This is a genomic window from Nonomuraea sp. NEAU-A123 (assembly GCF_018603905.1).
Lineage (GTDB): Bacteria > Actinomycetota > Actinomycetes > Streptosporangiales > Streptosporangiaceae > Nonomuraea.
Genome location: NZ_JAHFZZ010000014.1, coordinates 239,788 through 266,408 on the forward strand (window position 1 = coordinate 239,788; position 26,621 = coordinate 266,408).

The 26,621-nt window shown below is 69.3% G+C and carries 19 protein-coding genes; 14 read left to right on the plus strand and 5 right to left on the minus strand.

What is annotated here, in order from left to right; genetic code table 11:
- Positions 1 to 5 precede the first annotated feature (5 nt).
- The 4 genes from KLK06_RS37425 to nac all read right to left on the minus strand — a co-directional run bounded on the left by KLK06_RS37425 (position 6) and on the right by nac (position 5,622).
- Entirely contained in the window at positions 6 to 1,796 is a 1,791-nt protein-coding gene (locus KLK06_RS37425; protein WP_214640369.1) for a PIG-L family deacetylase, read from the minus strand.
- 988 nt (positions 1,797 to 2,784) lie between these two features.
- Positions 2,785 to 3,813 (minus strand): L-idonate 5-dehydrogenase, encoded by a 1,029-nt coding sequence (locus tag KLK06_RS37430; RefSeq protein WP_214640370.1) that lies wholly within the window; start codon positions 3,811 to 3,813, stop codon positions 2,785 to 2,787.
- A gap of 10 nt (positions 3,814 to 3,823) precedes the next feature.
- Positions 3,824 to 4,606, minus strand: a complete 783-nt coding sequence (locus KLK06_RS37435) for an SDR family oxidoreductase (RefSeq protein ID WP_214640371.1) — start codon at positions 4,604 to 4,606, stop codon at positions 3,824 to 3,826.
- A 98-nt stretch (positions 4,607 to 4,704) separates the two neighbouring features.
- Positions 4,705 to 5,622: a nitrogen assimilation transcriptional regulator NAC gene (gene nac, locus KLK06_RS37440; protein WP_214640372.1), complete on the minus strand. Its 918-nt coding sequence runs from the start codon at positions 5,620 to 5,622 to the stop codon at positions 4,705 to 4,707.
- Between the two features lie 241 nt (positions 5,623 to 5,863).
- On the opposite strand from nac, the gene KLK06_RS37445 reads away from it, so the two are divergent.
- The 10 genes from KLK06_RS37445 to KLK06_RS37490 all read left to right on the plus strand — a co-directional run bounded on the left by KLK06_RS37445 (position 5,864) and on the right by KLK06_RS37490 (position 16,450).
- Positions 5,864 to 6,649 (plus strand): LamB/YcsF family protein, encoded by a 786-nt coding sequence (locus KLK06_RS37445; protein ID WP_214640373.1) that lies wholly within the window; start codon positions 5,864 to 5,866, stop codon positions 6,647 to 6,649.
- Position 6,650: 1 nt separating this feature from the next.
- On the plus strand, positions 6,651 to 7,370 hold the full coding sequence (locus KLK06_RS37450; RefSeq protein WP_214640374.1) for an allophanate hydrolase subunit 1: 720 nt from the start codon (positions 6,651 to 6,653) through the stop codon (positions 7,368 to 7,370).
- A complete protein-coding gene (locus tag KLK06_RS37455) occupies positions 7,363 to 8,370 on the plus strand; it encodes a biotin-dependent carboxyltransferase family protein (protein WP_214640375.1) in 1,008 nt (335 codons plus the stop codon). Before KLK06_RS37450 ends, KLK06_RS37455 begins: the two co-directional genes overlap by 8 nt.
- A gap of 11 nt (positions 8,371 to 8,381) precedes the next feature.
- Complete coding sequence (locus KLK06_RS37460; protein ID WP_214640376.1) at positions 8,382 to 9,692, plus strand: MFS transporter; 1,311 nt, start codon at positions 8,382 to 8,384, stop codon at positions 9,690 to 9,692.
- A gap of 40 nt (positions 9,693 to 9,732) precedes the next feature.
- Entirely contained in the window at positions 9,733 to 10,476 is a 744-nt protein-coding gene (locus KLK06_RS37465; protein ID WP_214640377.1) for an SDR family oxidoreductase, read from the plus strand.
- Between the two features lies 1 nt (position 10,477).
- Positions 10,478 to 11,677 carry an aspartate transaminase gene (locus KLK06_RS37470; protein WP_214640378.1) on the plus strand — a complete coding sequence of 400 codons (1,200 nt, stop codon included), beginning with the start codon at positions 10,478 to 10,480 and terminating at the stop codon, positions 11,675 to 11,677.
- Positions 11,678 to 11,693: 16 nt separating this feature from the next.
- Positions 11,694 to 12,368, plus strand: coding sequence for a 4-carboxy-4-hydroxy-2-oxoadipate aldolase/oxaloacetate decarboxylase (locus tag KLK06_RS37475; RefSeq protein WP_214640379.1), 675 nt, complete (start codon positions 11,694 to 11,696; stop codon positions 12,366 to 12,368).
- Between the two features lie 85 nt (positions 12,369 to 12,453).
- Positions 12,454 to 14,742 (plus strand): polysaccharide lyase 8 family protein, encoded by a 2,289-nt coding sequence (locus tag KLK06_RS37480; RefSeq protein ID WP_214640380.1) that lies wholly within the window; start codon positions 12,454 to 12,456, stop codon positions 14,740 to 14,742.
- A gap of 282 nt (positions 14,743 to 15,024) precedes the next feature.
- A complete protein-coding gene (locus tag KLK06_RS37485) occupies positions 15,025 to 16,014 on the plus strand; it encodes a serine protease (RefSeq protein ID WP_214640381.1) in 990 nt (329 codons plus the stop codon).
- Positions 16,015 to 16,120: 106 nt separating this feature from the next.
- Positions 16,121 to 16,450: a hypothetical protein gene (locus tag KLK06_RS37490; protein ID WP_214640382.1), complete on the plus strand. Its 330-nt coding sequence runs from the start codon at positions 16,121 to 16,123 to the stop codon at positions 16,448 to 16,450.
- A gap of 108 nt (positions 16,451 to 16,558) precedes the next feature.
- Here the strand turns inward: KLK06_RS37490 and KLK06_RS37495 are convergent, their stop codons facing one another.
- A complete protein-coding gene (locus tag KLK06_RS37495) occupies positions 16,559 to 18,220 on the minus strand; it encodes a substrate-binding domain-containing protein (protein ID WP_214640383.1) in 1,662 nt (553 codons plus the stop codon).
- A gap of 266 nt (positions 18,221 to 18,486) precedes the next feature.
- Here KLK06_RS37495 and KLK06_RS37500 point away from each other — a divergent pair, with 266 nt between their 5' ends.
- The 4 genes from KLK06_RS37500 (at position 18,487) to KLK06_RS37515 (ending at position 26,603) form a co-directional block, all read left to right on the plus strand.
- A complete protein-coding gene (locus KLK06_RS37500; RefSeq protein WP_214640384.1) occupies positions 18,487 to 21,270 on the plus strand; it encodes a carbohydrate-binding protein in 2,784 nt (927 codons plus the stop codon).
- Positions 21,271 to 21,279: 9 nt separating this feature from the next.
- Entirely contained in the window at positions 21,280 to 23,871 is a 2,592-nt protein-coding gene (locus KLK06_RS37505) for a ThuA domain-containing protein (protein ID WP_214640385.1), read from the plus strand.
- A gap of 162 nt (positions 23,872 to 24,033) precedes the next feature.
- Positions 24,034 to 25,758 (plus strand): discoidin domain-containing protein, encoded by a 1,725-nt coding sequence (locus KLK06_RS37510; RefSeq protein ID WP_308168621.1) that lies wholly within the window; start codon positions 24,034 to 24,036, stop codon positions 25,756 to 25,758.
- On the plus strand, positions 25,755 to 26,603 hold the full coding sequence (locus KLK06_RS37515) for a DUF1996 domain-containing protein (RefSeq protein WP_214640386.1): 849 nt from the start codon (positions 25,755 to 25,757) through the stop codon (positions 26,601 to 26,603). Before KLK06_RS37510 ends, KLK06_RS37515 begins: the two co-directional genes overlap by 4 nt.
- Positions 26,604 to 26,621 lie beyond the last annotated feature (18 nt).

The window sequence follows — 26,621 nt, forward strand, 5'->3', positions numbered from 1 at the left end:
GTGAATCAGGGCAGAGCCTCCCAGTCCCCGAACGGACTGTCGGCTCCCGGCGCCGATTGCTTGCGGGCATGAACGACGCCATCGGTCCCGATGGCGAACATCACGGCAGCCCCACTCGAATCAAGAGTGGCCGCCGGATAATCGACAATGGTTCCACCGAGGTCGGCCCACGCGCCATAACCGCTGCCGTTCGCGATCAACTGCTTGGTCATGCTGACCCCGGTCCCGGCGTTGCGCTCGAACATCAGGATCCGCGCGTCCGGACCAGCCGGTGTGGTGACGAGAGCGGGCTCACCGACCCCCGCGTGTCCCCCGATCACAGCAGGCGTAGTGCTCCAGGCGCCACCGGCGACGAGCTGGTAGCTGACGACCATGTCAGCGGTGCCGGCGCGGCGGTAGGCCACGTGGAGACGCCCGTCCTGGGACAGGGCGATCGAGGGCGGGCTGGCCGGGGTCATCGACGGGACGGTGGTAGAGAGAGTGAAACTGCCATTGGGCGTGGACTGATACCAGCGCAGCAGTCGAGTCCTGGAACTGGCGAACACCTCAATGAGACCCAGCGGCGTGGTAACGGCGGTAAGGCCGTCCTGTACGTCCGTGCCGCCCCGGTTCTGCCACCCGCCCCAGCCGCCGTTGGCCGCGGTCTGGACGCGGCTGCTGACCCCGCCATTGCCGTTCTTGACGAACATCTGCATCCGGCCGTTGGCGTTGGAGGCGACCACGGGCAGGCCGATCTGTTCTTGGATTTCCCAGTCCGTGTGGGGATTGCCAAGGTCGGTCCAGCTCCCTGTCCAGCCGCCATTGGCCGCGGTCTGGGACATGGTGACGATGTGGTGGTCGGTCATTCGCCTGGCGAAGATCGCCAACCGGCCGTCGGCCTGCTTGCCCACGCTGATCGCGGGCGCCAAGGCGCCGCCCGCGCCGGCCAGCACGTGCGGGCCGTCCCACGCTCCCAGCAGGGTCTGCCCGTAGGTGTTCACCACACCGTTGCGCACTACGAAGATCTGGGGTCGGCCATCAGCGTTCCGGCCTGCCCAATGGGTTCCCCTGGCCCAGCGGTAGTACATCCGGGTAGGCCACACGTTCGGGTCGAACGCGTGGTCGTATTGGATGTAGTGATCGATGATCGCGCTCTTGCGGGCGCTGATCGCGGTCGTCAGGTTCATCGGCGCGTCGGCGATGTTGTAGTCGCGGTAGTTCACCAGCAGAATCGGCAAGCCTGACGCCTCGGCCGCGTCCCCGGCCAACCGTCCCGCGGCCACGTGGTCGCCGTGGCCCGGGTCGTAGCGGTTGTCGACGATGGGGTCTTGGGCGCGCAGCACGTTGGGCTCGTAGTGGTTCATCAACCCCGCCAGGACGGCGATCACGTCAGCGCGCTCGTACGTGTACGACTCGCTCACCAGGCCGCCCTCGGGGATGATCGTGTGATCGACGAAGTCGTCCACCCAGTTGAACCAGCCGATCTCGTTGTCCCGCATGTTCATGAACACGAGCTGGATCTGCGGATGGGCCGTGAGCGTGTACCGCTCGACCTGCCGATCCGCGATCGTCCAGGCCACCCCGGTCCACTCCTCCTGGGCGGCCGGATCCACATCCGGCACCCCCGTCATCCTGGCGTAGGCGTCCAGCATGCCGCGCTGCCGATTACGGGCCCGCTGCTCGTCGGTATCACCGTCTCCGGTGACCTGCCCCGCGGTGATGAAGACCGTGACGTTCGCCGCCCCCGACTGGATCGAGTCGTCGATATCGGGGTTCATGAACAAGATGTCGTCGTCCTCGTGCGCCACGATCTGCATGAACGCACCGGGTGCAATGGTGGGCGTGGCGACGGCCACTCCACCCATCGGCACCAACACGACAAGCGCTGCGAGCGCGGCTAACAGCCGCACCCATAACGACGTAGTCCTGCCTCCGCGCATGTGCTTCCCCCCACGCAGGCCGTACCGAACAAAAGATTTTCAAGGGCCCAAGGTCGAATAGTGAATAGTCTTCAACCCGAGATCAAGGGGAAGCGTGATAACAACTGCGTAACACGCTTGAAAAGGAAGATCATTCTTCTGGGGGGATGGCTCTGACGTGGGAAGATGTGCTGGCGTTGTCACGGCTCTGTCGCTCCGGCCGTCTTCAACGTGAACGAACGGGTGTGCCTTGCGCATGACGGCGGGCTCGCTTTTGTGATGGGATGAATGGCGAGGATAAAATAACAATAAATTCCATGGGGAAATCGATTTCTCGAAGAATTTGCCCGCCATCGCGCTCGTCGCCTGCTTGGCCCGGTGATTCCGTTCCGCTGTTGATTTGAATTTGACTGCCGGTCAGGAATTCGACGACATCTCAGAGGGCCGATGCTCTGCCGGGTCCGATGGGGGAGTCGGACCGGTGTCCGGTCCATCCGATTGCCGGCGGGAGAACTCCTCCTCGGGGCTCAGGGGTGCCCGCCGATGACGACCACGATCCAGCCGAGCCGCAGGCCGGGGTCGATGCCGTCAGTGTCGCCGCGTCACGTCATTTTCGACCGCAGCAAGGCAGTTGGGGTTGCTCGACGCCAGAATCTGGAAATCCCGCGGAGAACTTGTTCGTAGCCGTGCAAAAGGTTGTACGTCTTCTTCGCGGTGGAGGCCGGCACCCGGTTCGTGCACGTGCTTGGCGTGACCGCCCGCCCTGATGGCGTCGGGGTTGCCCAGCGAACCCGTAACCCTCTCGCCGATCTGAAGGGCCAGGGTCGGCGCGTTCCGGTTGCTTATTCGGGGGCACGTGCGAGCGGGACGGCGACGGGACGCCCTGTCATTCGCCGCCCAGATCGAGCAGGACCTTCGACGCCACGGCACGATCGCCGGCCAGGTCGAAGGCTTCGACCGCCTGGGCCAGCGGGAGAGTGTGGCTGATGACCGGCTGGACGTCCAAGCCCGAGGCCAGCAGCGACAGCGCGTCGTCGAATTCGTGGTCGAAGCGGAAGGCGCCCCGCATGGTGATCTCCCGGGTGACCACCACGTTGCCGGGGAACCCGGTCTCGCCGGGTGGGAGCAGGCCGAGGAGGACGACCGTGCCGCCGCGGCGTACCCGCTGGAGGCAGGTGCCGAGGCCCGCCCCGGAGCCGGACGCTTCGATGGCGACGTCGACGTCGTCCGGCCACGCCGGGTCGTCGGGGCGGTCGGCCCGGACGGTGGCCGTGGCGCCGACTCTCCTGGCGATGTCCAGGGGAGCGTCCAGCAGATCGCTGACGATCACCTCGGCGGCTCCCGCGTGCCGCAACGCGGCGACCACCAGGGCACCGATGGGACCGGCGCCCGTGACCAGCACCCGCTTCCCGGCCACCTCCCCGGCGCGGCGGACCGCGTGCAGAGCGACGGACAGCGGCTCGGCCAGTACGGCCCCGCGCGGGTCGAGCCCGGCCGGCAGCGCTCGTACCTGATCGGCGGGGACGACCAGCCGCTGGGCGAAACCACCCTGAACGTGGGGCATCCGTGCGGCGCTGCCGAGATAGCGGGCCTGACCGCACACGTTCCGCCGGCCGCCCGCGCACTCCGGGCACGCGCCGCACGGGGTGGCCGGGTGGATCGCCACCGGTGCGCCGGCGGCAGGGCCGTCCGTACCGGGGCCGAGCGCGTGGACCCGGCCGACGACCTCGTGGCCGAGCACCAGGGGCTCGCGGACCTGGAAGTCACCGACCGAGCCGCGATGGTAGTAGTGCAGGTCCGAGCCGCAGATGCCGCCGAGGGTCACGGCCACGAGCACCTCCCCGGCGCGAGGAAGGCCGGGATCCCACTCCTCGACCCGGAGATCGCCCGCCTTGTGGACAACGCAGGCACGCATATGTGCTCCCTCAGAGAACGGACAGCATTCCGCCGTCGACGTACAACACTTGCCCGCTGACGAAGTCGGACGCGGGTGACGCCAGGAAGATCAAGGCGCCGATCAGGTCGGAGACCCGGCCCCACCGGCCGGCCGGGGTGCGCCCCCGCACCCACGCGCTGAACTCTTCGTCCGCGACGAGCGCCTCGGTGAGCTCGGTCGCGAAATATCCCGGTCCCAGGCCGTTGACCTGGATGCCTGATGGGCCGAGGTCCGCGCACATGCCCTTGGTCAGCAGCTTCAGCCCGCCCTTGGTGGCCGCGTAGGGGGCGATGCCGGGCCGTACCGTCTCGCTCTGCACCGAGCAGATGTTGATGATCTTGCCGCGGTGGCGCGGGACCATCCGGCGAGCGACTTCCCGGCCCACGAAAAAGGCGCTGGTGAGGTTGGTGCCGACCAGCCGGTGCCAGTCCTCGTCGGTGAAGTCCACCAGCGGCGCGCGGTGTTGCGTCCCGGTGTTGTTGACCAGGATGTCGATCGGTCCTACCTCGTCCTCGATCGCGGCGACATGGGCGGCCACGGCCGCGGAGTCGGTCACGTCGAAGGCTCGGGCGAAGACCTTGCCGTCAGCCGCCGGGCCGAGTCCGGCCAGTTCGGCGCGGGTCCGCGCGAGGACCGCCTCGTCACGGCCGTTGAGCACCACCGTGCAACCGGCTTCCAGCAGCCCTCGGGCCAGCGCACGGCCGATGCCCCGGCTGGATCCGGTGATCAGCGCGATGCTCCCTTCGATGTCGAACAGGGGGCTGCTAGCCATGCTGGTACCGCTTTCGTATTCCCCTGATGCCTCTTGGTTCTGGCGGCGAACGCTAGTCAGAGCTCAGGGGGTTTGACCAATACCAAGTGTGTGTGACGTCATCGGCCACCCGAATTCTTGCCGAATTCGAGGATCAGCTCGTGAAAGAGATCGTGCACCGCGAGGGCGGGCTCCGACAGCGGTTGGTGGTGGGACGTGCACAGCGAGAGCTTGACCTCGATCGTGGGGTTGACGATCCGCCGCACCACCAGATTCCGTACGTCGAGGATGGCCTGCGCCGCCGACCAGGGCAGCACCGTGGCACCGAGACCGGCGCTGATGGCACTGACCAGGGTCAGGACCGACTCGATCTCGCCGACGACCTTCGGCTCGAGTGAGGCATGGCGGAAGGCGGCGTCCACGACCTGGCGGATGGTGTGAATGCGGCTCGGCAGCAGCAGGCCCACGTCGGCCAGCTCCGCGATGGAGACCTCGTCTCCCTCTGATGCCAGCCCGGTTCCCGGGGCGGCGACCAGGTAGAGGTCCTCGGTGCGCATCGGCTCGAACTGGACGCCGCGAATGGGGCCGGCGTCGTAGATGAACGCCATGTCCATGCGGCCCGTCATGATCGCTTCGCTGATGACGCCGCCGAAGTTCTCGTTGATGTGCAGCAGGATGTCGGGGTAGCGCTCGCGCACCGCCCGCAGCAGCGGCAGGGCCAGTGCCGCGCCCGTACTGTACGGCGCCAGGCCGACCGAGACGCCTCCGGCGGGCGCCCGGCCGGAGACGTCGATCGCCGCCTGCGCGTGCTCGAGCTGGCGCAGGATGAGCTGGGCGTGCCGGTAGAGGGCGCGCCCGGCCTCGGTCGGCGCCACCCCGCGCTTGCTCCTGATCAGCAGTTGCTGCTTGAACTGGCTCTCCAGCATGGAGATCTGCTGGCTCAGCGCGGGCTGCGCGATATGCAGGATGTCGGCGGCGCGCGTGATGCTCCCGGCGTCGACGACCTTGACGAACGAGTAGAGACGCCTGGTGTCCATCGGCTACCTCCAGCCTTGCCAGGGGCTCATCGTACGGGCCGGACATGGGGCCGGAGCAGGTACGCGGTCATAGCGGGGACCTATCACGTCACACGCAATGTGTATTTGATGTGCCCATCTCCCCGCATTACGGTCACCAAAACGGCAATTCGGGCCTGACCGGCAACCCCCGGCGGGATCGTAACAGCCCAGCTCAATTGCGCGCTTCGCGCTTCTTCTGACCTCTTGAGCGGAGGACGACATGGCACACACGGTCGATCTGGTGGCCGATCTCGGTGAGGGGTTCGGCGCCTACACCATGGGTGACGACGAGGCGCTGCTGGATGTCCTCACCTCGGCCAACGTCGCGTGCGGCTTCCACGCGGGCGACCCGCGGATCATGGACGCCACCGTACGCCACTGCGTCGAGCGCGGGGTCGCCGTCGGCGCGCACCCCAGCTTCCCCGACCTGGTCGGGTTCGGCCGCCGCGCGATGGATCTGGCACCGGACGAGGTCCGTACCGATGTGCTCTACCAGGTGGGAGCCCTGCAGGCGTTCGCCACCGCGCATGGCACCCGGGTACGCCACGTGGCACCGCACGGCCGGCTCGGCAACCTGGTCGCGATCAGGCCGGACTACGCGGCCGCCGTGGCCGACGCGGTCGCCTCCCTCGACCGGTCGATGATCGTCCTGGCGCAGGACGGGGAACTCGCCGAGGCCGCCCGCGCCCGTGGCCTGCGGGTCGGCATCGTCGGGATCGCCGACCGGGCCTACCGCGACGACGGCAGCCTGGTGCCGCGGAGCGAACCCGGCGCGGTCATCCATGACGAGCGAGAGATCAGTGAGCGGACGGTCCGGCTGGTGACCGAAGGGGTGATCCGCAGCGTCGGCGGCCGGGACATCCCGGTCGAGTGCGACACCGTCCTGCTGCACAGCGACACCCCCGGCGCCATCGCGCTCGCCCACCTCCTGCGCAAGGAACTCATCGCGGCGGGCGTGACGATCGCCCCGCTGGCCGACGTGCTCGACGCCAGGTACGGCGGCTGAGATGGACCACGGCATCCACATCGCGGACTGCGGCGACTCGGCCGTCGTGGTCAAGGCCACCGGCGGCGGCGACCGTGCCTGGCAGATGGTGCACGCTCTGGCCGACGCGATCGAGGCGATCCGGCTCGACGGGGTGCACGGCATCGTCCCCACCTACGACTCGTTGCTCGTCGAGTTCGACTGCTCCGCCACGGATCACGACACGATTCACCGCGCCCTGCGGGGCGCGGCCGGACGGCTCGCCGCGAACCCGGCCCCGGCGCCCGCGCCCAGGCGGTTCACGGTCCCGGTGGTGTACGGCGGTGAGTACGGCCCCGACCTGCCCGTGGTGGCGGAGCAACTGGGGCTGGCCGAGCAGGAGGTCGTCGACCTGCACACCGCCCGGGATCTGATGGTGCGCTGCCTCGGCGCACCGGTGGGAGCCCCGATGATGGACGGCCCCGCGTTCCCGAAACCGGTCCCGAGGCTGGCCTCTCCGCGGACCAGCGTCCCGCCCGGGTCGATCGCCGTGGCGGGCAGGCAGGCCGTGATCTGCCCCATGCGTTCACCGGGCGGGTGGCCGCTTCTGGGACGGACCCCGCTGCGCGTCCTCGACCTCGACTCCGAGCCGCTGACTCCGTACCGGCCGGGTGACACCTTCCGGTTCGTCCCGATCACTCCCGAAGAGTGGCCCGACCACGACGGCGCGATGCTCACGGCTGAGGCGGTGGCCCGTGGCTGACACTCTCACCGTCCACCGCGCCGGTCTCTCGGTGGTGCAGGACCTCGGGCGGCTCGGCCGCTCCCGCTACGGCCTACCGGTCAACGGCGCTCTCGACCAGTATTCCGCCCGCGTCGCCAACGTCCTGACCGGCAACGACGAAGGCGCGCCCCTGCTGGAGATCACGGCATTGGGCTTCGCCTGCACACCCTCGGCCGATGTGCTCATCGCCGTGACCGGCGCCCCCGCCGACCTCACCGTCGATGACGTTCCGCGCCCCCGGTGGGAACCGGTCGTGGTCCGGGCGGGCGAGACGATCCGCGTCACGCGCATCAAGCACGGTCTCCGCGTCTACCTCGCCCTGCACGGCTCGGTGGAGTCGCCGTTCCTGCTGGGGAGCTGCGCTCCCGACACGATCCTCGGGTTCGGGCGCACGCTGCGTGACGGCGATCAGCTCGCCATCCGTACCCCCTTTCCGCCGGTCGGGCATCCGTTCTCCGACATTCCGCTGTTCCGGTTGAACGCTTCCGTACCGCGCTTCGCCGAATCGTGGACGATCGACGTCACCGACGGCCCGGATCTGGCGGAGTTCGGTGACTCGGCGGAGCGGCTGTTCCGGTCGGAGTTCACCGTCACCCCCCAGAGCAACCACATCGGCCTGCGGATGCGCGGCGACGTGCCGCGCCGGACGGCGACCGGCGAGGTGCTCTCCCGTGGCGTGCCCGTCGGCGCGGTCGAGGTGCCGGCCGGGGACGAACTGCTCGTCCTGCACCGTGGCCGTGGCGTCACCGCCGGCTATCCCGTCCTCGCGGTCGTCACGTCGACCGGCCTGTCCGCGCTGGGGCAGACCCGCCCCGGCCAGTCCGTCCGGTTCCGGCGCCGGACGGTGGCCGAGGCCGTGGCCGCGTACCGGTCACAACGTGCCGACATAGACTCCCTGCGCACTCGCGTACGCACGGTGTTCGACGCACTCCGCGTCCTCCCGCAGCTCCCCTCCACCCCCCACCTCGTAAGCGAGTGAAGGAGACAGCCATGGCCACTGTGGCCGCACAACCGACACCCAACACCGTCGATCCGCGAACCGCCCGTAAGATCACCCTGGCCGGGTGCGTCGGGATCTTCGCCGAGCTCTACGACAACGGCATCTTCGGCTTCATGGCCGGCACTCTGGGCACCGTCTTCTTCCCGGACTCGGCCAACGCCATTCAGCTCGTCTTCCTCGGCTATGCCGTCTCCTTCTTCTTCCGGCCCCTCGGCGGCATCATCTGCGGTCACCTCGGCGACCGCATCGGCCGGCAGCGGATGCTCGTCTTCGTCATCCTGCTGATCAGCGTCGCGACGGCGGCCATCGGTCTGCTGCCGACCTACGCCGCCGTCGGCATCGCGGCACCCGCCCTGCTCATCCTGATGCGCGTCATGCAGGGCTTCTCGGTCGGTGGCGAGGCGTCCGGCGCGATGAGCTTCCTCGCCGAGCACGCACCCGAGGGCAAGCGCGGCCTCTACACCAGCTACGCCCAGATCGCCTCCTTCCTCTCCCTGCTCACCGGCACGCTGATCGCCGCCGCCCTGACCAGCGGCCTCGGCCCGGACCGCATGGAGGCGTACGGCTGGCGGATCCCGTTCCTGCTGGCCATCCCGCTCGGTCTCACCGGCATCTACATCCGCAAGCGCATCAGCGACACGCCGAACTTCACCCGCCTGCAGGAAAGCGGCGGCCTGGCGAAGAACCCGCTCAAGGAGGCCTTCTCCTCCGCCGAGCACCGGCGCGCGATGCTGCTCGCGCTGTTCATCCCGCTGATGAACGGCTCCGGCTATTACGTGCTGTTCACCTACATGCCGACGTTCATGAACGCCGAGCTCCACTTCAGCAAGGTGCAGGCCCTGCTCGTCACCGCGACCAGCCTGGTGGCCATCTGCGTCGCCATCCCCTACATGGGCCGGCTGTCCGACCGGGTCGGGCGCAAGCGGGTCCTCGCGGGCGCCGCCATCGCCATGGCGATCGCCGGGATCCCCTGCTATCTGCTCATCGGCACCGGCAGCCTTCCGCTCGCCATCCTGGGCGCGTGCGTCATGGCGATCATCTTCGCGGGCCACACCGGCGTCATCCACATCCTGCTCGTCGAACTCTTCCCGACCCGGGTGCGCTACTCCGCCTACGGGCTGGGGTACAACGTGTCCGCCGCGCTCTTCGGTGGCACCGCGCCGCTGCTGATGACGTTCCTCATCGCCAAGACCGGCAATACCGGCATGCCCGCCTTCTACGCGGTCCTCACCGCACTCGGCACGCTCATCGCCGTGTCCCGGGTGAAGGACAGGGCACACCAGCCGCTGCGCGACGCGTAGCACCCCACCGCACCACTCATCCTCACGCGGAGAGATTCACATGCCCTTCTCGGACTACAAGACCGCTCTGGTGACCGGCGCCTCGACCGGAATCGGGGCGGTGGTCGTCGAGCGCCTGGCGAAGCGCGGGCTCGACGTCCACGCCGTGGCCCGCGACGCCGAGCGGCTCGGCGACCTGGCCCGGCGTACGGGATGCACGCCGCACGCCGTCGACATCACCGACACCGCCGCACTGGCCGAAACTCTGCGGGGGATCGACGTCGACGTCCTCGTCAACAACGCGGGCGTCTCCCGCCCGGGGAACATCCTGACGGCCGATGAGTTCGCCATCGACGAGCAGGTAGCGGTCAACATCCAGGCGGTGCTGCATCTCGTACGCCTGATCATGCCGGGAATGGTGGAACGCGACCTCGGGCACATCGTCAACATCAGCTCGATCGCCGCCGTCTACAACTTCGGCGGCAACACCATCTACCACGCCACGAAGGCGGCCGTGCACACCCTGTCCCGTCAGCTCCGCGTCGACGGGTACGGCCACCGGATCCGGGTCACCGAGATCTGCCCCGGCCGGGTGGAGACGGAGATCTTCGGCCGGCTGCTCGGCGACATGGAAGAGGCCCAGCGCCGGTACTACGACGGGTACGAGTCGCTCAAGCCGGAGGACATCGCCGACGCGATCGACTACGCCATCGGCTCGCCGCGCCATGTGAACATCGGACACCTGGAGATCATGCCGACCTTCCAGGTGCCCGGCGGCCTCAACTTCGAAAGGCGGGCCGACTGACATGGCACTGGCGCAGCGGGTGAACCGCATCAAACCATCGCCCAGCACGGCCGCCGCCCAGCGCGTACGCGAGCTCAAGGCGCAGGGCCACGAGATCCTCGACCTCACGGTGGGCGAGCCCGACTTCGACACCCCCGACCACGTCAAGGCCGCCGCGATCGAGGCGATCGGGCGAGGCGAGACCAAGTACACGCCCGTCAACGGAACCCCGCAGCTCAGGGCGGCCATCGCCGACAAGCTCACCCGGCGGCACGGACTGAGCTACCCGGCCGACCGGATCACCGTGGGCGGCGGGGCGAAGCAGATCATCTTCCTCGCGCTGGCGGCCACGTTGAACGCGGGCGACGAGGTCATCGTCCCGGCACCGTACTGGGTCTCCTACCCGGACATGGTGCTGGCCAACGACGGCACACCCGTCGTGGTCCCGTGCCCGGAGGCCGACGGCTTCAAGCTGACGCCGCAGCGGCTGGAATCCGCGATCACCGACTCGACCCGCTGGGTCATCCTCAACGCCCCCAACAACCCCACGGGCGCCGCCTACACCCCGGACGAACTCCGCGCACTCGCCGACGTGTTGCTCGCCCACCCCCACGTCATGGTGCTGACCGACGAGATCTACGACGAGATCTGGTACGGGCCGGAGCCGCCCCGCACCATACTCGCCGTCGAACCGCGTCTGGCGGACCAGGTGTTCCTCACGAACGGCGTCTCCAAGACGTATGCCATGACCGGCTGGCGGATCGGCTACGGCGTGGGACCGGCGGAGCTGGTCGGGGCCGTCAACAAGCTGCAGTCGCAGATCTCCTCGTGCCCCTCGTCGATCAGCCAGGCGGCCGCTACCGCCGCGCTCACCGGCGACCAGAGCTTCATCGGCGACTGCGTCGCCGTCTATCGGGCCCGGCGGGACGAGACGATCAAGATGCTGACCGGTGTCCCCGGCTTGACCTGCACCGCGCCGAGCGGCGGCTTCTACGTGCTCGTCGGATGCGCCTCGCTGCTCGGCCGCCGGACCCCGGCCGGCGACGAGATCCATACGGACGAGGAGTTCGCCCGCCACCTGCTGGAGTCGCGGCAGGTGGCCGTGATCCACGGATCCGCCTACGGAGCGCCCGGCTACTTCCGCCTCTCCTTCGCGACGTCGAGCTCCGTCCTGACCGAGGGCTGCGAGCGCATCGCCCGCGCCTGCGCCGACCTTTCCTGATCTTGGAGTGAGACTCATGCTGCGTGTCAACACCAAGTTCGACCGCCCCGATCCGGCGCTGGTCGAGCGGCTGAGCGCGTACTCGTCCGCCACCATTCACGAAGCACAGGGCCGGCTCGGCGCCCTGAGCTCCACGATCAAGCCGGTCGACGACAGCATGTCGCTGTGCGGACCCGCCTTCACCGTGTGCTGCGCCCCCCGGGACAACATCATGCTCCAGGTCGCCATCGCGCACGCTCAGCCCGGGGATGTCGTCGTGGTGTCCGCCGGCGAATACGCGGAGGCCGGTTCCTTCGGCGACGTCCTGGCCAACGCCTGCGTGGCCAAGGGCCTGGGCGGGCTGATCACCGACACCGGCGTCCGCGACACCCGCGAACTGCGCGAACTCGGCTTCCCGGTGTTCTCCTTCAGCGTCTCCATCAAGGGCACCGTCAAGGAGACCGTCGGTCCCATGGCGGAGCCCGTACTGATCGGCGGCGAGATCGTCCGTCCGGGCGACGTGGTGCGGGGTGACGCCGACGGAGTCGTGGTCGTCCGGCGCGAAGACGTGGGCGACGTGGTCCGGAAGTCGCAGGAACGCGTCGACGCCGAGGCCGGGTACATCGCCGCCTATCGTGCCGGGAAGAGCGTCATCGAGGTCAGCGATCTCGCCGCCGTGCTCGAAGCGAAGGGCCTGATCATCGACGATTGATTGATCTACTCGCGCCACCGAGCACTCGCGGGCTGCTTCTATGATCTTTTCATATGATATTTGCCCGATTGTCGGAAAGGCGGCCATGACCCACCCCCTCAGCCGGCGGTCCGCCCTGCTGGGCGCCGCGGTTGTGACCGGCCTCGCCCTGTGGGACAGACCGGCCGAGGCGGTCGGCACCGCCGCGTTCGACGCCGCGCGTGAACGGTGGGTGAGCCTGCTGGCCGGCGGGTCGTACGACGCCGCCTACACCGACAAGACGCGGGCGATCGAGGGCTCGGCCAACGCGGTGCTGCGCAAGTTGAAGCCCGCGCCCGGCCGCCCGAGCCTGTGGCCCGACCTGCCGCTCGACGACCCCCGGACGGGCAACTTCAACCGCGCCTACAACCGCATGCGCACCCTGGCGCTGGGCTGGGCCACGCCGGGCACCGCCATGCACCGGGACGGGCAGGTCGCCGAGACCGCGGTCATGGCGCTGGACTTCCTGTACGAGCACGCCTACCACGAGGGGCTCGACCGGCGGGGCAGCAACTGGTACTGGTGGGAGATCGGCGTCCCCCGCTCGCTGACCGACACCTGCGCCCTGCTGTACGACGGCCTGCCCCAGGACCACCTCGAGCGCTGGCTGCGCCCCTTGCACCGCTGGTGCCCCAACCCGGAGCGCCGCGTCAGCCACCCCGGCGTCGTCGAGACCGGCGCCAACCGGGCGGGCAAGGCCATGGTGGTGGCGATGCGCGGATTGCTCACCCACGACGCACGCCTGATCAAGCGGGCCAGGCACGCGGTCTCCGACCTGTTACGGCCGACCAGGGGCCCGGGCGACGGCTTGTACCGTGACGGGTCGTTCATCCAGCATGACGTGTACGCCTACACCGGCAGCTACGGCGTGGACTACCTGGAGAGCGTGGCCAAGCTGATCGCCATGCTCGCGCGGTCACCGTGGGAGATCACCGGAACGGGGAACGTCTACGACATCGTGGATCGCTCGTTCGTGCCGTTCATCTTCGACGGGCTGATGATGGACTGCGTACGCGGCCGGCAGATCTCGGTGCAGGGCCACCGTGACCACCACTCGGGGCAGAAGGCGGTCGAGGCCATCCTCACCTTGCTGGAGGCGGCGCCCGAGCGCCATGCCCGGCGCTGGCGGCCGCTGGTGAAGGGCTGGCTCGCCCGCAACCAGGCCGTCCCCGCCGGCACGCTCACACCGCTGGCGAGCATCGCGGGGGCCAAGGCCCTGCTGGAGGACCCGTCGGTGCCGGTCGGCCCGCGCCAGACGGGCACGTACGTCTTCGCCGACATGGACCGGGTCGTGCACCGCCGTCCCACCTGGGCCTACGCGATCGCGATGAGCTCGGAGCGCATCGGCGCGGCCGAGGCCATGAACCGGGAGAACCTGCACGGCTGGTACACCGGCGACGGCATGACCTACCTCTACACCGGAGACCTCACCCACTGGAACGATGACCTGTGGCCCACGATCGACCCGTACCGGCTGCCCGGCACGACGGTCGACACGCGCGGACGCGCCGATCTCCCGTACGGCAAACGTCGCCTGCCGCCCACCCCGTGGGCGGGCGGCGTGGCACTCGACGGCGAGTACGGCGTGGCGGCCATGAAGCTGATCGCCGACGGCTCCTCGCTCCGGGCCAAGAAGGCGTGGTTCCTTCTCGATGACGCGGTGATCGCCCTCGGCACCGGCATCGCAGCCTCCGACGGCCGCCGCATCGAGACCATCGTGGAGAACCGCAACACCCACGACACGCATCCGCCGCTGACCCGGGGCGACGGCTGGGTCCACCTGTCCGGTGTGGCCGGCTACGCGCTGCTCGACGGCGCCGACGCGAGGGTGATCCGCAAGCAGCGCACCGGCCGCTGGCGGGACATCGACAAGGGCGCCACCACCGGAGGCGACGAGACCCCCGTCACCAGGCACTACACGACGATCCTCATCGACCACGGCGTCGATCCGCGCAAGGCGCGCTACGCCTATGCCGTGCTGCCGGACGCCTCCATCGCGCAGACCGCGGCTTACGGCGGGCGGATCGAGATCCTCGCCAACTCCCGAGCGGTGCAGGCCATTGCCCGCGACGATCTGCTCGCCGCCGTCTTCTGGCGCGCGGGGACCGTCGAGACCGCGGATGGACCGCTCTCCGCCGACGGCCCCTGCACGCTGCTGGTCCGCCGCGACCACAAGGGCGTACGGCTCGCGGTCTCCGACCCGTCCAGGACGGCCGACGAGGTGAAGATCACGCTGCCCTGGCGGGTGAAATCGGTCAAGGAACGCGACCGCAGCGTGCGCAAGTCCAAGCGCGCGGTCAAGGTGGAAGTCGGCGGCAGCCACGGCCACGCCCACACCGCGGTGGTCCGCGTCTGAACCTCCGAGGGCGCTTCAGCGCTTGGACGGTGCCAGATGGGCGCGCTCCACGGCCGGGGCGCGGTGGAGCCGTGGTCGACGATCAGCAGGAGACCGCCGGGGCGCAGGGCCCGTGCGGCGGTTGCGACCGCGTCACACCCTCGACCGCTTCCGCCGATGGCTGCGGACGTTCTGATCCGGTCGACGCACGCCGAGGATAATGATCTACATGTCTGGTGGTGATTGTCCATTTTCATGACAAGTGTGGTAAATCTCCTTCGTCTCACTTGTCACGGAGGTCCCATGCGTACCTTGCCTATCGTCGGCTTGACCATCTTGATGCTCGGGTTGGGTGCCCCTGCCGCCATCGCCGAGCCGCCAGACGCGAAGCCGGCGGACGGGCCGCTCGCGCACAATGTCCCGACGACGTTGGCAGCCGGCAGCGACTACTGGACCCCGGAGCGGATGCGCGCCGCCCAGCCGCTTGCCGCCCCCGCCGACACGGCGAGCGGCGCGACCAGGAACGCGACACCGTACGTCGCGCAGGAGCAGGTGGACGTCGCGCCCACCCCTTCGGCCGGCACGATGCGCTGGGTCACGCCGTACGCCACCTCGGTGGCCAAGCAGCGGACGTGGAAGTCCGGCGGCCTCATCGCCAAGACGGCGGGCAAGGTGTTCGGCACCGGCGGCAACGGCGGGGACTTCGTGGCCTCCGGCAATGTCGTGAGCAGCGCGGACGGGGACGTCGTCGTCACTGTCGGGCACGCGTTGATCGATGGCGAGGGTCGATGGAGCACCAATCTGGTCTTCGTCCCGGCGTACAAGAACGGCGCGGCACCCTATGGCAAGTTCGTGGCGCGGACCATGTTCATCTGGTCCGGGTACTACAAGGACGGCGCTCACCAGCCGCCGTTCGATTTCGGCATGCTGGTCGTCAAGCCGGTGAAGGGCAAGACGGCCGTGCAGACCGTGGGCGGTCAGGGCATCAGGTTCAACTCCACCGCCGTCGGCTCGGCCAACCTGTTGCTCGGCTACCCGAGCAACGGCAACGGCGGACAGACGCTGCAGTATTGCAGCGGCGCTTCGGCGACTCCGGCGTACGGCATGAAGTACGCGCTGACGTGCGACATGGGCGGAGGCTCCAGCGGCGGCCCGTGGTTCCAGAGCCTCAACAAGATCACCGGTACTGGCTATCAGATCTCCACCCACGCGCTGCGCAACAGCACGACCAGCTACGGCTCCTACTTCGGCCCCGAGGCGCTCAAGACCTTCCGCGCCGCAGAGGCCTCCTGAGTCCCGGCAACTGAACTCGTCCGATCCGCTGTATCCGGGCTGGTGACCGGGGAGCAGCTTGACTGTGTTGTCCGGGTCCAGCCCCACGTCATAGCGCACATCGACCATGGGCAGGATCTCGCCGTCCTCGTTCGCGGCCGACCCCTGGCTGTCGAACCGGGCGGCGAACTCCCAGGCCGTACGGCTCGACGTGGACTGGTTCTCCCGAGACCCGGAGACGCACCGCGCGGACCTGGCGGCGACATCGAAGATCCAGGCGCTCCGCCAGCCCTCACGGCACCCAGCATCACTGACCTCGGGGGACCACACCAGGACGACGATCAGCGTCGGCAGCGCGGTGTCCGGGTTGCCGAGGAACCCCTGCGGCTGCCGCAGACCGCCCAGGCCCAGTGAGCCGAGCAGCAGGTTGATCGCGCCGTCGGGCGCCAGCACATAACGCCAGGCGTAGTAGACGGCGATGCCGCTGGTCACGTACGGCAGGAAATAGAAATTTACACGTAACGGATGCGGTGTCAAGGGTTCGCCCCCGCAGCCCCCGCAGGCTTCAGGCGGATCGGCGGCGTACGAGGCGCGCCGGGACGACCAGCTCGGTCGACGGCTCGTCGACGGTGCCGCGCAGCCGTTCGAGCAGCCGCACGGCCGTGGCCTGGCCGATCTCCCGCGCCGGGTTGGCCATGGTGGTCAGGCCGGGCGAGACCATGCCGGCGGCGTCGATGTCGTCGAAGCCCATCACGGCCAGGTCCTCGGGGACGCGCAGGCCCCGCTGCGCCGCCACGTCCAGGGCCCCGATCGCCATGACGTCGTTCGCGCACAGGACGGCGTCGGGCGGCTCGGCGAGCTCCAGCAGCCGGGCCACGCCCTTCGCGCCGCCCGCGCGGCTGAAGTGGGTGTGCGCCACGAGGGCCTGGTCAGGTGCCACGCCGGCGTCGGTGAGCGCCGCGCGGTAGCCGGCCTCGCGCTCGGCGGCCGGCCCCTCGGCGGCCGGGCCGCACACGAAGGCGATCCTGCGGTAGCCGCAGCCGAGCAGGTAGCGGGTGGCCTCGGCCGCGCCGCCCTCGTCGTCGCTGTGCACCAGGTCCACGCCGCGCTGGACCAGCCTGCCGCCCAGGCGGACCACCGGGATGCCGGCCTCGATGGCCGGCAGCAGGTCCTCGGCGTGGGTGTGGAACACGGCGAAGGCCAGGCCGTCGACCTGGCGGGCGATCATGTGCTCGATCGCGGCCTGCTCGGTGCGCCGGACGCCGTCGGTGTTGCTGATGATCTGGTCGTAGCCCGCCGGGCCGAGCACGTCCTGCAGACCGCGGGCCAGCGCCGGGTAGAACGGGTTGGTGATGTCGGGGATGATCAGCCCGATCGTCTGGCTGCGGCTGGTGCGCAGGCCGCGGGCCAGGACGTTGGGCCGGTAACCGAGCTCCTCGATGGCCCGCAGCACGCGCCGCCGCGTCTCCTCGGCCACGGGACGGCGGCCGTTGAGCGTGTGGGACACGGTCGTCGCGCTCACCCCCGCGAGGTCGGCGACCCGTCTGATGCTCGGCCGCTCGCCGCGGTGCGCGCGCGGTTGTTCCCCGGGGATCGGCGGAGCGTGGTGCGGCGCCGGAGCCTGGGGGTGCAGGAAGCCCTCGAACGCGCCGCCCAGCACGGCGTACGCCTCCTCCAGCGCGCGCGCACCCCGCGCGACGGCCTCCCCTGGGGGCACCCGCTCGGCGGCCTCCAGCAGGATCGACTCCCACACCAGCCGCAGGGGCCCGAGCGCGGAGGCCGCCAGGATCCTCGGTCTGAGACCGGACGTCTCCTCCGCGAGCACCTCGGCCAGCGCGCGCTCGCGCGCCGCGAACAGCTCGCGGCCGTAGGCGCGCAGGGTCTCGCTCCCGCGATAGATCCGGCCGAAGAGCGCCAGGTCGCCGACCGGAACGGCACGCAGGAGCCGGCCCAGCGCGACCGGTGCCCGCCCGCCCGGCGTGCGCGGCCGCATGATCTCGGCCGGGTCGCCCGCCAGCAGTGGCTCGTGCTCGAAGAAGAGCTGCTCCTTGACGGGGAAGTGGTTGAACACGGTCTTGGCCGACACGTCCGCCGCCTCGGCGACCTCGTTGACCGTCACCGCGTCGAACCCGCGCAGGGTGAACAGCCGCAGGGCCGCGTCAGCGATGGCGCGCCGGGTCTCGGCCTTCTTGCGTTCGCGCCTGGCAGGGGGCTGCTGGGTCGGCATGCGGAGATATTACATCGGCATGATCATTTCAGTCGCTGAATCTTCATGGTGCCGCCAACCCTCGGTCGGACCTGCGCTATGAAGCAGAATTACGCAAGTCAGTTGAGAACTTGCGGATTTTCGTCGTGAGTCACCGTTCATCCACTGAACGTTGACTTTCTTGACAGCCGCATTATGTCGGGATAAGTCTTCACAAAACGTCAAGCGCAATGTGAGCAGGCGCCTCCAACCTCCCTGACGTCCCCCGGTCAGGAAAGGAACCCTCCATGTCTGCGTGGTCCAAGCTCCTCGTCGCGGCGTCGCTGGTGCTCACCAGCGCGGCGGCGCTGGACATCCCACCCGGCGACTATCAGCAGGTCCAGCTGGCCCTCGGGCCGGCCGAGCTGGGTGGCGAGCCCATGTCGCTCGCGGTCCTGCCCGACAGATCGGTGCTCCACACCGCCCGAGACGGCACGGTCCGCCTCACCGACGCCTCCGGCGCGACCAAGGTGGCGGGCAAGCTCGATGTCTACAGCCATGACGAGGAGGGGCTGCAGGGGATCGCCGTCGACCCCGGCTTCGCCACCAACCGCTTCGTCTACCTGTACTACTCGCCCAAACTGAGCACCCCGGACGGGGACGCCCCCGTGACCGGCACCGAGGCCGACTTCGCGCCCTGGAAGGGCCACCTGAACCTGTCGCGCTTCACGCTGAAGGCCGACAACACCCTCGACCTGGCCGGCGAGAAGGTCGTGCTGGAGGTGCCCAACGACCGCGGCCAGTGCTGTCACGTGGGCGGCGACATCGACTTCGACGCCGCAGGAAACCTCTATCTCACCACCGGCGACGACACCAACCCGTTCGAGTCCGACTCGTACGCCCCTCTCGACGAGCGCACCGACCGCAACCCGCAGTTCGACGCGCAGCGCTCGTCGGGCAACACCAACGACCTGCGCGGCAAGCTGCTGCGCATCAAGCCGCAGGCGGACGGGACCTACACCATCCCGGCGGGCAACCTCTTCCCGCCCGGCACGGCCAGGACCCGGCCGGAGATCTACGGCATGGGCTTCCGCAACCCCTTCCGCATGTCGGTCGACAAGCCGACGGGCACGATCTACCTGGGCGACTACGGCCCGGACGCGGGTGCCGCCGACCCCAACCGGGGCCCGGGCGGCCAGGTGGAGTTCGACCGGATCACCGCGCCGGGCAACTACGGCTGGCCGTACTGCACCGGCACCAACACCACCGCCGAGACCTACAACGAGTACACCTTCCCGAGCGGTCCCTCCGGAGCCAAGTACAACTGCGCGGGCGGGCCGGCGAACGACTCCTTCCGCAACACCGGGCTCGCCACGCTGCCGGCTGCCAAGCCCAGTTGGATCAAGTACGGCGACGCCGGCTCGCCGCCCGAGTTCGGCAGCGGCTCCGAGTCGCCCATGGGCGGCGACGTCTACCGCTACGACGCGAGCTCGACGTCGTCGGTCAAGTTCCCGCAGGCGCTCGACGGCCGCTATTTCGCCATGGAGTTCGGCCGCCAGTGGATCAAGGCGATCGAGGTCAAGGGCGACGGCACCCCCGGCGTGATCGAGGACTTCCCGTGGGACGGCACGCAGATCATCGACTCGGAGTTCGGCCTCGACGGCGCCCTGTACGTGCTGGACTACGGCACGGGCGGCGGCAACCAGGCGCTCTACCGGATCGAGTACCTCGGCGGCGCCAACCGCAACCCCATCGCCAAGGCCGCGGCCGACAGGACCTCCGGCCAGGCGCCGCTGACCGTGGCCTTCTCCTCGGCCGGCAGCTCCGACCCCGAGGGCGGCGCGCTCACCTACTCGTGGGACTTCGGCGACGGCGCCACCTCCACGCAGGCGAACCCGGCGCACACCTACAGCGCCAACGGCACCTTCCGGCCGACTCTGACCGTACGTGACCCGCAGGGCCTGACCGGGACCGCCAGCCTGGTGATCACGGTCGGCAACACCGCGCCCACCGTGACGCTGACCACCCCGGCCGACGGCCAGCTCTTCTCCTACGGTCAGGCCGTGCCCTTCAAGGTCACCGTCACCGATCCCGAGGACGGCACGGTGGACTGCGCCGGCGTCAAGGTGACGTACCTGCTGGGACACGACAACCACACCCACGCGATCACCTCCAAGAACGGCTGCGAGGGATCGATCACCATCCCGGCCGACGGCGAGCACGACGCGGCGGCCAACCTCTACGCCGTCTTCGACGCCGAGTACACCGACAAGGGCGGGCTGACCGGCCACAGCGTGCGCACGCTGCAGCCGGCGCACCGCCAGGCCGAGCACTTCGGCGCCCAGCAGGGCATCCAGGTGGCCAATCACGGCGGGGCCGAGGGCGCAGCGACGGTCGGCTTCACCGACAACGGCGACTGGATCTCCTTCGAGCCCTACGTGCTGGCCGGAGCCACCAGGCTGACCGCCCGGGTCTCCTCCGGCGGCCCCGGCGGCACGATCGAGGTGCGATCCGGCTCATCGACCGGCACTCTGCTCGGCACGCTCACCGTCTCCAACACCGGAGGCTGGGACACCTTCACCGACGTCTCCGCCGCGCTGAGCAACGCCCCCGGCGGCACGACGAAGCTGTTCCTGGTCTTCAAGGGCGTGTCGGGACAGGGCAACCTGTTCGACGTGGACGCCTTCACCTTCACCACCGGATCGGCGCCGAGCACCACCGTCGAGGGCGAGTCCTACACCTCCGGCTCGGGGGTGCAGGTCGCGACCCACACGCCGGCCAGCGGCGGCCAGACGCTCGGCTTCATCGAGAACGGCGACTGGGCGGGCTACTCGAACGTCGACACGGCAGGCGCCAAGACCTTCTCCGCCCGCGTGTCGTCGGCCGGGGCGGGCGGCACGATCCAGGTGCGTTCGGGCTCGGCCACCGGCACCCTGCTCGGCTCGGTCTCCGTACCGTCCACCGGCGGGTGGGAGACCTTCCAGAACGTCTCGACCACGCTGACCGGCTCCGCCGGCGGACCGCTCTTCCTGGTCTTCACCGGCGGCGGCGGTTACCTCTTCGACATCGACACCTTGACGATCACCAGGTAGGGGAAGGCGATGCTCCACAAACTCCTGAGCCTCGTGCTCGTGGCGGCGAGCCTGACCGCCGCCCCCGCGGACCCGGCCTACCAGGTGCTGGTCTTCTCCAAGACCGCCGGGTTCCGGCACGACTCGATCCCGGCCGGCATCCAGGCCATCCGCGAGCTCGGCGCGGCGAACAACTTCACCGTGACCGCCACCGAGGACGGCGGCGCCTTCACCGGCGCCAACCTGGCCGGCTACAAGGCCGTCGTCTTCCTCAACACCACGGGCGACGTGCTCAACGACACCCAGCAGGCGGCCTTCCAGTCCTACGTCGACTCGGGCGGCGGTTACCTGGGCGTCCACGCCGCCGCCGACACCGAATACGACTGGCCGTACTACGAGAAGCTGGCCGGCGCCTGGTTCAAGGGCCACCCCGCCATCCAGCAGGCCACCGTGCGCACCGAGAACCGCGCGCACCCCGCGACCGCCCACCTCGGCCCGACCTGGACGCGGACCGACGAGTGGTACAACTACCGCACCAACCCCCGCCCTTCGGTACGCGTGCTGCAGAGCCTCGACGAAAGCAGCTACACCGGCGGCGACATGGGCGACCACCCCATCACGTGGTGCCACCCGCAAGGCCAGGGGCGCGCGTTCTACACCGGCCTCGGCCACACCATCGAGTCGTACGCCGATCCCGCCTTCCGTAACGAGCTCCTCGGCGGCATCAGGTACGCGGCCGGGGTCGCCAAGGCGGACTGCCGGCCGGAGACCGGCTACACCACGCTGTACAACGGCTCCATGAGCGGCTGGTCACAGGCGGGCCCGGGCAGCTTCGCCAACGCCGACGCCACCCTGAGCTCGCAGGGCGGGATGGGCCTGCTGTGGTACAGCGCCAAGGAGCTTGGCTCCTACTCGCTGAAGCTGGACTGGAAGCTGACCGGCGACAGCAACTCCGGGGTCTTCGTCGGCTTCCCGGCCTCCTCCGATCCGCAGTCAGCCGTCGACAACGGGTATGAGGTGCAGATCGACGCCACCGACACCCAGGACCGCACGACCGGGGCGATCTACGGCTTCAAGGCCGCCGACCAGGCCGCCCGCGACGCGGCGCTGAACCCGCCCGGCGAGTGGAACACCTACGAGCTGCTGGTGGAGGGCGAGCGCTTGCAGGTCTTCCTGAACGGCGTGAAGATCAACGACTTCACCAACACCGACCCGCGGCGCTCGCTGCGCCAGGGCTACGTCGGCATCCAGAACCACAGCGCCGCAGACCAGGCCGCCTTCCGCAACATCCGGATCAAGGAGTTGACCGGCGCCGTCACCGTCGAGGGCGAGTCCTACACCTCCGGCTCGGGTGTGCAGGTCGCGGCCCACACGCCGGCCAGCGGCGGCCAGACGCTCGGCTACGTCGAGAACGGAGATTGGGCGGGCTACGCCCAGGTCAGCACCGCGGGCGCCAACCGGTTCAGCGCCCGCATCTCCTCCGGGGGGTCGGGCGGTACGATCCAGGTCCGTTCGGGCTCGGCCACCGGCACCCTGCTCGGCTCGGTGTCCGTACCGTCCACCGGCGGCTGGGAGAACTTCCAGGACGTCACCACCACGCTGACCGGCGCCGCCGGCGGACCGCTCTTCCTGGTCTTCACCGGCGGCGGCGGTTACCTGTTCGACATCGACACCCTCACCGTGGAGAGCTCAACCGCCGGCCCGGCGCCGTCGGACAAGGTGCACGTCTTCTACTACCCCTGGTACGGCTCGCCACAGGTCAACGGCGGCTGGCGGCACTGGCCGCAGGGCGGGCACACCCCGCCCGACGACATCGGCGCGGACTTCTACCCCGCACTGGGCGCGTACGACTCCGGCGACTTCGCCGGCACGGTGGCCCAGCACATGAAGTGGATCAAACAGGCGGGCGCCGGGGTGCTGGTGCTGAGTTGGTGGGGTCGCGGCAGCTACGAGGACAACCTCGCCAGAGGGGTCATGGACGCGGCGGCGAAGGAAGGGCTCAAGGTGGCCTGGCACCTGGAGCCGTACTCCGGCCGGACCGCCGCCTCCACCGTGGACGACATCCGCTACATCAACCAGACCTACGGGTCGCATCCGGCCTTCCGCAACGCCTTCTACGTCTTCGAGAGCCTGCGCATCACCGACTGGTCCGCCCTGAGCCAGGTCAACCAGAGCAACGTCATCCTGGCCCAGACCACCGACACCACGAAGATCGCGAACTTCAACGGCATGTACACCTACGACGCGATCGCCGGCGCCACCGCGCCCGGCTGGCAGCAGGCCGCCGACTACGCACGCCAGCACGGGCTCGTATGGGCCCCGTCCGTGGGCCCCGGCTACCTCGACGATCGCGCGGTGCCGGGCAACACCACGCCCACCCTCTCCCGGGACAACGGCGCCGCCTACGACAAGGAGTGGTCCAACGCCCTGCAGACCAAGCCCACATGGGTGTCCATCACGTCCTTCAACGAATGGCACGAGGGCAGCGTGATCGAGCCGGCGGTCGTGCGGACGGGCTACCAGAGCTACGAGGGAGCCTATGGACGCACCGGCGCCTCGGCGCAGACCGCCTATCTGGACCGCACCGCGTACTGGGCCGGCCAGTTCGCGGCATCCGGCTGACCTCGGACACCGACCGGCCCCGAGTCAGGAGAGCGCTCTCTATCGGATGACAATTGGGTTTCGCGGATATCAACAGAGACCTTGACAGCAGTGAAAGGCGCGCGCACGCTCATCTGAGAGAGCGCTCTCTGAATCACTTCCTCCACTTTTGACGGAGACTTCGTGAGCCCACCCCTCAGCGCAAGTCTGCGACGCCTCGGGACACTCGTCGCCCTCATGATCACGCTGTCGCTGACGGCGGTCCTGCCCGCGACCGCAGCCGCGGACCCGCTCCTGTCCCAGGGCAAGACCACCACCGCATCCTCCACCGAGAACGTGGCCTTCCCCGCCTCGGCGGCCGTCGACGGCGACTCCGGCACCCGCTGGTCCAGCGCCTTCTCCGACCCCCAGTGGATCCAGGTCGACCTCGGCGCCACCGCGTCCATCAGCCAGGTGCAGCTGAGCTGGGAGGCCGCGTACGCCACCGCCTTCCAGGTGCAGGTGTCGGCCGACGGCACGTCCTGGACCACCGTCCACTCCACGACCACCGGCACCGGCGGCGACCAGACGCTGAACGTGTCGGGCAGCGGCCGGTACGTCCGCGTCTACGGCACCCAGCGCGCCACCCAGTACGGTTACAGCCTCTGGGAGTTCAAGGTCTACGGGACCGGAGGCGGCTCGGGCGGCGGCGAGAGGCTGCTGTCGTACAACAAGCCCGGCGTGGCCTCCAGCTACCAGAGCGACGGCAACTGCTGGGAGTGCACCCCCGCCAGGGCGTTCGACCTCGACCCCGCCAGCAGGTGGGCCACCAGCTCCACCACCGGCTGGGTCGACCCCGGCTGGATCTACGTGGACTTGGGAGCGACGGCGCAGCTCAGCAGGGTCGTCCTGCAGTGGGACCCGGCCTACGCCACGTCGTACCAGATCCAGGTGTCGCCCGACGCGAACACCTGGACGACCATTTACAGCACCACCACCGCCACCGGCTTCAAGCAGACGCTGAACGTCAGCGGTTCGGGCCGGTACGTCCGGATGTACGGCACGAAGCGGGCCGGCGCCTACGGCTACAGCCTGTGGGAGTTCCAGGTGTACGGCACTGGCGGCAACCCCGTCGATCCGCCCGCCCCGCCGAAGGATCCGGCCAACCCGCCGGCCCTGGTGTGGAGCGACGAGTTCAACGGCTCGGCCGGCAGCAAGCCCGACGCCGCCAAGTGGCGCGCGGACCCGGGCACCGGGCCGAACAACGAGCTGGAGTACTACACCAACCACGACAACGCCTCCATGGACGGCCAGGGACACCTGGTCATGGAGGCGCGCAAGCAGGCCACGCCGGGCACGACCTGCCCGACGGACCCGCTGACCGGCAGCGGCACCTGCCAGTACACCTCGGCCAGGATGAACACCGGCACGAAGTTCCACTTCACGTACGGCCGGGTCGAGGCCAGGATCAAGGTGCCCAAGGGCAACGGGTTCTGGCCGGCGTTCTGGATGATGGGGGCCGACTTCCTGACCGGGCGGCCGTGGCCGTACAACGGCGAGGTCGACATCATGGAGATCCTCGGCAAGGACGTCAAGACGTCCTACTCGACCGTGCACGCGCCCGCTTACAACGGCGGCGGAGGCATCGGCTCGCCGTACACCCTGCCGAACGGCGCGGACTTCTCCGACGACTTCCACGTCTGGGTCGCGAACTGGGACAGCAAGGGCATCGTGTACACGCTCGACGGCAGGACGGTGTTCACGCTGAGCAAGGACCAGGTGGAGCAGACGCGCGGCCCGTGGATCTTCGACCACCCGTTCTACCTCATCCTCAACCTGGCGATCGGCGGTGACTGGCCGGGACCGCCCGACGCCGCCACCCCGTTCCCCTCCCGCATGCTCGTCGACTACGTGAGGGTCTACCAATGACAAACAGGAAAACGACACTGCTCGCGCTGTTATCCCTGCTGATCGGCATGGTTGTCATCGCGCCCCGCCCAGCGGACGCCAGGGTCATCCGGGTGGCGGAGTTCCTCGCGGACTGCCCGTTCAGCCACCGGCTGCCGGACGACCCGATCGTCTTCCCGGGGCTGCCCGGCGCCTCGCACATGCACAGCTTCTTCGGCAGTCGCGTCACGAACGCCTACACACAGCTGTCCGACCTGCAGAACGGCGCCACGAACTGCAACCCGGCCGTCGACAAGTCCTCGTACTGGGTGCCGACCCTCTACCGGGACGGCGCTGCGGTCGAGCCGGCCATCGTCACCTTCTACTACCTGGGCGAAGGGGTGCGTGACGACATCATCGCCACGACCCAGGCGACGCCGCTGGGGCTGCGGATCGTGGCGGGCAACGCCAAGGCGACCGGCCCGGACGGCTCGTCGATCGCCCGGTGGTCGTGCCTGCACGCCGGGGAGGTGCCTCCGTCCAAGGACTTCGTGAACTGCCCGTCGGGGACGATGCTGGAGTCGTACCTGGACTTCCCGCAGTGCTGGAACGGGCGTGACCTGGACTCGGCCGACCACAAGAGCCACATGGCCTATCCGGTGGCCGGAGCCTGTCCCAGCACGCATCCCGTGCCCGTGCCGAAGCTGCGGCAGGTGATCCGCTACCCGGTGAGCGGCGACCCGTCGCACTTCCGGCTGGCGTCGGGAGGCGGGTTCACGATGCACGGCGACTTCTTCAACGCCTGGCCGACCGCGGAGATGGAGCGCCGGGTGCGTGACTGCATCCGTCCGATCGTCAAGTGCGGCGCCGACGGGCGCCCGTCGTAGGTGAGGCATCCGCTGCCC

What these genes read in the sequence shown, in the direction of transcription:
- nac (WP_214640372.1), bottom strand. Translation starts at nt 5,622, where the DNA reads ATGGACACCAGGCGTCTCTACTCGTTCGTCAAGGTCGTCGACGCCGGG.
- KLK06_RS37430 (WP_214640370.1), bottom strand. Translation starts at nt 3,813, where the DNA reads ATGCGTGCCTGCGTTGTCCACAAGGCGGGCGATCTCCGGGTCGAGGAG.
- KLK06_RS37450 (WP_214640374.1), top strand. Translation starts at nt 6,651, where the DNA reads ATGGACCACGGCATCCACATCGCGGACTGCGGCGACTCGGCCGTCGTG.
- KLK06_RS37435 (WP_214640371.1), bottom strand. Translation starts at nt 4,606, where the DNA reads ATGGCTAGCAGCCCCCTGTTCGACATCGAAGGGAGCATCGCGCTGATC.
- KLK06_RS37475 (WP_214640379.1), top strand. Translation starts at nt 11,694, where the DNA reads ATGCTGCGTGTCAACACCAAGTTCGACCGCCCCGATCCGGCGCTGGTC.
- KLK06_RS37505 (WP_214640385.1), top strand. Translation starts at nt 21,280, where the DNA reads ATGCTCCACAAACTCCTGAGCCTCGTGCTCGTGGCGGCGAGCCTGACC.
- KLK06_RS37515 (WP_214640386.1), top strand. Translation starts at nt 25,755, where the DNA reads ATGACAAACAGGAAAACGACACTGCTCGCGCTGTTATCCCTGCTGATC.
- KLK06_RS37500 (WP_214640384.1), top strand. Translation starts at nt 18,487, where the DNA reads ATGTCTGCGTGGTCCAAGCTCCTCGTCGCGGCGTCGCTGGTGCTCACC.
- KLK06_RS37495 (WP_214640383.1), bottom strand. Translation starts at nt 18,220, where the DNA reads ATGCCGACCCAGCAGCCCCCTGCCAGGCGCGAACGCAAGAAGGCCGAG.
- KLK06_RS37470 (WP_214640378.1), top strand. Translation starts at nt 10,478, where the DNA reads ATGGCACTGGCGCAGCGGGTGAACCGCATCAAACCATCGCCCAGCACG.
- KLK06_RS37425 (WP_214640369.1), bottom strand. Translation starts at nt 1,796, where the DNA reads ATGCAGATCGTGGCGCACGAGGACGACGACATCTTGTTCATGAACCCC.
- KLK06_RS37485 (WP_214640381.1), top strand. Translation starts at nt 15,025, where the DNA reads ATGCGTACCTTGCCTATCGTCGGCTTGACCATCTTGATGCTCGGGTTG.
- KLK06_RS37445 (WP_214640373.1), top strand. Translation starts at nt 5,864, where the DNA reads ATGGCACACACGGTCGATCTGGTGGCCGATCTCGGTGAGGGGTTCGGC.
- KLK06_RS37465 (WP_214640377.1), top strand. Translation starts at nt 9,733, where the DNA reads ATGCCCTTCTCGGACTACAAGACCGCTCTGGTGACCGGCGCCTCGACC.
- KLK06_RS37480 (WP_214640380.1), top strand. Translation starts at nt 12,454, where the DNA reads ATGACCCACCCCCTCAGCCGGCGGTCCGCCCTGCTGGGCGCCGCGGTT.
- KLK06_RS37460 (WP_214640376.1), top strand. Translation starts at nt 8,382, where the DNA reads ATGGCCACTGTGGCCGCACAACCGACACCCAACACCGTCGATCCGCGA.
- KLK06_RS37490 (WP_214640382.1), top strand. Translation starts at nt 16,121, where the DNA reads ATGGGCAGGATCTCGCCGTCCTCGTTCGCGGCCGACCCCTGGCTGTCG.